Here is a 4,296-nt window from a genome sequence, read left to right as displayed (position 1 = left end):
AGGAAGCACGCCGCCGCCGCGCCTTAGTCTCGTCCAAGCGATAGCCAGACATAGTCGCGTTTTTGGGCGCTGCTTTTTGGCACTACCTACCGGCCCGGCAATCTTTCCGGACAGTGTCTCGCCGGTTCTAGCTGCGGGAACCTAAATGTGTGTTTTTGGCGCGAAGGCGGCCGGAACCCTGTGTCTCAACGGGTCACCCAACACCTTTGCAAGCCAAAGCAGTTCCCTACCAGGACGGCTTCAGATTCGGACGATCGCTCGAAGCTGTGCGTTCGGCGTTCGCTATTGCCGTTTGGCCAAGCGCACGCCAGCGCCACCGCCGTTTTCCGAAATGAACTCGATGCCCGCCCTTTCAAGGGCACCACGGATCGCGTTCCGATTCGCTATGGTGATCGGAGGGACGCCATCCGCAGCTTCTGAGCGCCTAACTGTCGCCACGCCCACGCTAGCTGCATCGGCCAAATCTTCGGCACTCCAACGTATCAACGCTCGCGCTGCTCTGATCTGGGCGCCGGAAATTTCTTTCATATCATCTAATTTCAAGTTGATCACTTATGACTCATATGATATGAAATCGCTCACGGGAGTTTTTCTGCTGTCAAAGTTCATAGGGGCAGGGGCTCACTTGTGGACTCGGCTGAGAGACGTGCGTCGGCAGTCATCCCGCCCTGACCACAACCAAGCTTCAGGGAACTCGGATCATGGCTGATTCCGACAATAGCACGACTTTGCCTCTCGTCACCCGCAGGAGGGTGCTTGTGGCATTTGAAAGCGAGAATGGGAACCCGTCTTCCCCGCCAACTGAACGTTCAAACCAGAGGATCTAAGAGCCGTACACCTTCACCTTTTTGGCCAGAGGACAAGAATTCGACCCCCGCTTTTATCAGAGCCGCCTCTATGGCCTGCAAAGTGCTGATCCGGGAATCTACCTTGCCGTTTTCCAACCGGGCCAGCGCATTCAGCGATACAATTGCCTTGTCAGCGAGCTCCTGCTGCGACCAACCAAGCAAAGCCCGAGCGGCTCGAATCTGTCGTGGACTGACCATGAGTCCACAATCGGCAGGCAGATTTTCTTTGCCACCTATAGGGTCATTTTGCACCCTATAAGGTATATTAAATGGCGACTCGATCTGCAGAGAACATCGACGCGAAGAACCTGGCGCGTAGCGACAGACTCTCTGTCCGGCTGACTAGTGGAGCATCGAAAGGCCTTGTTGAAACCGCAACGCTCCGTCCTCCTTAGGATGGGGCCGAAGCCAAAGATCGACAATGACCGTCATCCCGCCGATCAGCATGTCGGCAGGCAGATTGCCACCGTTCGCGTCCAATCGGACGTCTCGCAGGCCCAGCTCGCCCGATCCATCGGCATCAGTTTCCAGCAGCTCCAGAAATACGAGAACGCGCGCAATCGCGTGAGCGCGTCAATGCTCTACGAGATCGCCAGCTCGCTCGGCGTTCCTGTCGGCCGCTTTTTCGAAGGCCTGCCGGGAAACGATGAGACCCGCGTCGAAGCGCGGCCCCTGCCGGTCGATGAGCGCCTGGATTTCATTGCCAGCGCGGAAGGGCGGCGCCTGATCGAGGGGCTGGTGAATCTTCCGCCGCGTGTGCGCGGTCGCGTCTCGTCCCTGATCGCAGCGCTAGGAGAAGAACTGGCCCTGCCAGACACAGAGGCGAATAGCGAAACGGCCGGCGAATCCGCGCCGGCCGAATGCAAGACCGTCTGACGGCCGGTCGGGCCTGTCAGCCGAATTTTCGGGCAGCGGGCAGGGCGATGCGGCCGCAAGCCGAGGATACTTCGATTTCGACGCCGAACGCCCGCGAGCGGGTCGCGAATCCCTCAAGGATGTCTCGCGCCGCACTTCCCGTGACGGCGACGGGTATCAATCTGCCCGTTGCTGATCCGCGAGACTGAGCTTCCGCGCCGATCGCGACGGGCAGAAGATCTATCCCCGCCAGGGTTCCGCCCGCATCATAGCGGCACGCGGCGACGATGCTTTGCCAGACTTCCGGTGGATCCCATTCGTTTTCGTCGGGGTGCACATGGAAGAGGAAATTTCCAAGGCCGTAGAAGATCGGCGAGCCGTTGTAGATTTCCACCGCCTGCAGCACCGGAGCGYCGTGGCTGACGAAGAGGTTAGCGCCGGCGTCGATGCACATCCTGGCAAAGGTCTGAACCCAGCGCGGTACGTCCTGCCAACCTGGTTCCCAATGATGGTGGTGCAAATAGGCGATGCCGAAATCGCCTTGTGCCGCCGCGTGCTGGATGGCGGACAGATGGACACTCGCGCTGCGCTGATCGACTTCGATCAGACGGCCGAAATCGGCGGCTTGCGTGAACACGGTGCCGTAGAAATTGATCTCCGTGCCGGCTGCCACCTCTACAGGGTCCTCCGGTTGCGCATAGTTGGCCAGTTCAAAGGGCGAGCTTTGCAAATGAGCGCCCAGTCTTGCCAGTCTGCTGAAATGCCCGTCCGGCACCCCCATCTTGCGAACGGTGTTCAGACGATTGACGCCGGGCCGAGCCGGCCGGAAGGCCGTGCGGTCTTCGGCATACATGTTGGTCGGGCCGGGGCCTGCATCCATCGCAAGAAGCGCGACCTCGCGCGCGCCCAATCGGCTGCGGCCCGGTTTTCTGGCCTCCGTCTCGTCGGCTCCGATGCCGGCATGCAGGAAGCCGCGCGCTTCCACTTCCTCCAGCGTCGAGAGGATGCCGCCAGCGCCGAGATCGAAAGCGTGGTTGTTTGCGAGCGCAAGCGCGTTGAAACCGATGGCCTGCAATGCGTCGAGCACTTCAGCCCTGGAATATCCGAAGTATTTGCCCTTGGTCGGCCACCCGCCGTGCTTGCCGAGGATCGTCGACTCGAAGTTGGTGAAGACGACGTCGCCTTGGCGCAGGAAGTCCTTAACCGCGATGAATCGTTCGTCTTTGACGTCACGAATATCGTGTTTGATCAGGGATTGGCCGGTAACGACCGCACAGAATTGGTCTTTCATGGGAGCTCGCCTTGAAGGAGGGGAGGGCGCTGGCGTTCCGGCCGGCGCCACATCGGTGACGGAACTGGTGCCCGGCTATTGCGAGAGGGCCGGTGAGATATCGCTCTTGAACCATTTCAGGCTCAGCGCCTTGATTGTTCCGTCCTTGGTGGCCGCGTCGATGGCCGCGTTGAACTTGGCGAGCAACTCGGCATCGTCCTTGCGCATGCCAGCGCCGACGCCCGGCCCCCAGAGCCCGCCCTTCAATTCCGGCCCGAAAAACACCACATCCGAGCCTGCAGGCGTTTCCAGAAAATCGCGCCAGGTGAAATAGTCGGCCAGACCGCCGTCGATGCGACCCGCGGCAAGATCGAGCTTCATGTTGTCCTGGCTGTCGTAACTGCGAATGGTCACGATATCGCCCAGCATTTCCTTAACGACTGCTTCCGAATTCGACGAGCGCAGGGCCCCGATCGCCCTGCCGGCGAGTGTAGATCTGAGGCGTTCGATGGTCGCCTTTTCCTTGTCCCCGATGCTCGAGAGGTTGACCTTCTGCTTGATGTCGCCAGGATCGAGACCCAGGTCCTTGCGCACAACGAACTGGTTGAAGCCGGTGGCGTAGGGAACTGAGAACGCGATCTTCTGCTTGCGTTTTTCCGTGATCGCCATGCCAGACATGATCACGTCGAACTTGCCGACAAGCAGTGCCGGAATGATCCCGTCCCAATCCTGCGGGACGAAGGTACATTTGATCTGGATGCGACGGCACAACTCCTGTCCGACATCGATATCGTAGCCGTAGAGTTGACCGTTCGCGTCGGTGCTGTCCCAAGGCGGCGAAGCACCTTCGGAGGCGATCGAAATGACGCGCTCGCTTTGCGCGCTGGCCGGTAATGCCGACATCAGGGATGCGATAGAAACAGCAATAGCTAGGGGTATGCGCATGATGCACCTCTTCGTTGGTTAAGATGGAAAGGGCCGCCAAAACCCACAGGTCAGGGCAGGGGCGTCGTGATCTCGGGGTCAGGCAAGGGCGGACGCAATCGGGTTCTGCGTCGATGCACACGATTGCCGTCGGTTGAAAGCCATCGCTCCAGCAACTGGATCGCTTTCACCGCGATCGAGGTGAGCGATAGGTAGATCGCTCCGGCGACGATGAAGATCTCGTACGGCGCGAACGTGGTCGACACCATCTGTCTCGCCATGCCGGTTATCTCGAGCAGCGTTACGGTGCTCGCCAGCGACGAGCCCTTGATCATTCCGACGATCTCGTTGCCGTAGGCCGGGAGCGATATCCGGAAAGCGATCGGGAAGGTGACCAGG

5 protein-coding genes and 1 pseudogene are annotated in these 4,296 nt (G+C 59.9%); 1 reads left to right on the top strand and 5 read right to left on the bottom strand.

Features of this window, described 5'->3' with window-relative positions:
• Window positions 1-282: 282 nt before the first annotated feature.
• Together ACXJ7R_RS25905 and ACXJ7R_RS25900 are read right to left on the bottom strand one after the other, a co-directional pair.
• Window positions 283-528, bottom strand: coding sequence for a transcriptional regulator (locus tag ACXJ7R_RS25905; protein WP_457154316.1), 246 nt, complete (start codon window positions 526-528; stop codon window positions 283-285).
• A 281-nt stretch (window positions 529-809) separates the two neighbouring features.
• Window positions 810-1,046 carry a helix-turn-helix domain-containing protein gene (locus ACXJ7R_RS25900; RefSeq protein WP_457154314.1) on the bottom strand — a complete coding sequence of 79 codons (237 nt, stop codon included), beginning with the start codon at window positions 1,044-1,046 and terminating at the stop codon, window positions 810-812.
• A 198-nt stretch (window positions 1,047-1,244) separates the two neighbouring features.
• On the opposite strand from ACXJ7R_RS25900, the gene ACXJ7R_RS25895 reads away from it, so the two are divergent.
• Window positions 1,245-1,724 (top strand): helix-turn-helix domain-containing protein, encoded by a 480-nt coding sequence (locus tag ACXJ7R_RS25895; RefSeq protein WP_457154315.1) that lies wholly within the window; start codon window positions 1,245-1,247, stop codon window positions 1,722-1,724.
• 16 nt (window positions 1,725-1,740) lie between these two features.
• On the opposite strand, the gene ACXJ7R_RS25890 is transcribed toward ACXJ7R_RS25895, so the two are convergent.
• From ACXJ7R_RS25890 to ACXJ7R_RS25880, 3 genes and pseudogenes are all read right to left on the bottom strand, one after another.
• A complete protein-coding gene (locus tag ACXJ7R_RS25890) occupies window positions 1,741-2,994 on the bottom strand; it encodes a CapA family protein (protein ID WP_457154313.1) in 1,254 nt (417 codons plus the stop codon).
• A 75-nt stretch (window positions 2,995-3,069) separates the two neighbouring features.
• Window positions 3,070-3,918: a transporter substrate-binding domain-containing protein gene (locus tag ACXJ7R_RS25885; protein WP_457154312.1), complete on the bottom strand. Its 849-nt coding sequence runs from the start codon at window positions 3,916-3,918 to the stop codon at window positions 3,070-3,072.
• Window positions 3,919-3,968: 50 nt separating this feature from the next.
• Window positions 3,969-4,296 (bottom strand): annotated as a pseudogene (locus ACXJ7R_RS25880) (ABC transporter permease); the annotation flags it as partial.

The organism is Mesorhizobium sp. P5_C1 (genome assembly GCF_054049815.1).
This window is presented reverse-complemented; position numbering and strand designations above follow the sequence as displayed.

Bases quoted from the DNA above. Each gene is read 5' to 3' on its own strand.
- ACXJ7R_RS25895 (WP_457154315.1), top strand. From the start codon at position 1,245: ATGGGGCCGAAGCCAAAGATCGACAATGACCGTCATCCCGCCGATCAG.
- ACXJ7R_RS25900 (WP_457154314.1), bottom strand. From the start codon at position 1,046: ATGGTCAGTCCACGACAGATTCGAGCCGCTCGGGCTTTGCTTGGTTGG.
- ACXJ7R_RS25885 (WP_457154312.1), bottom strand. From the start codon at position 3,918: ATGCGCATACCCCTAGCTATTGCTGTTTCTATCGCATCCCTGATGTCG.
- ACXJ7R_RS25905 (WP_457154316.1), bottom strand. From the start codon at position 528: ATGAAAGAAATTTCCGGCGCCCAGATCAGAGCAGCGCGAGCGTTGATA.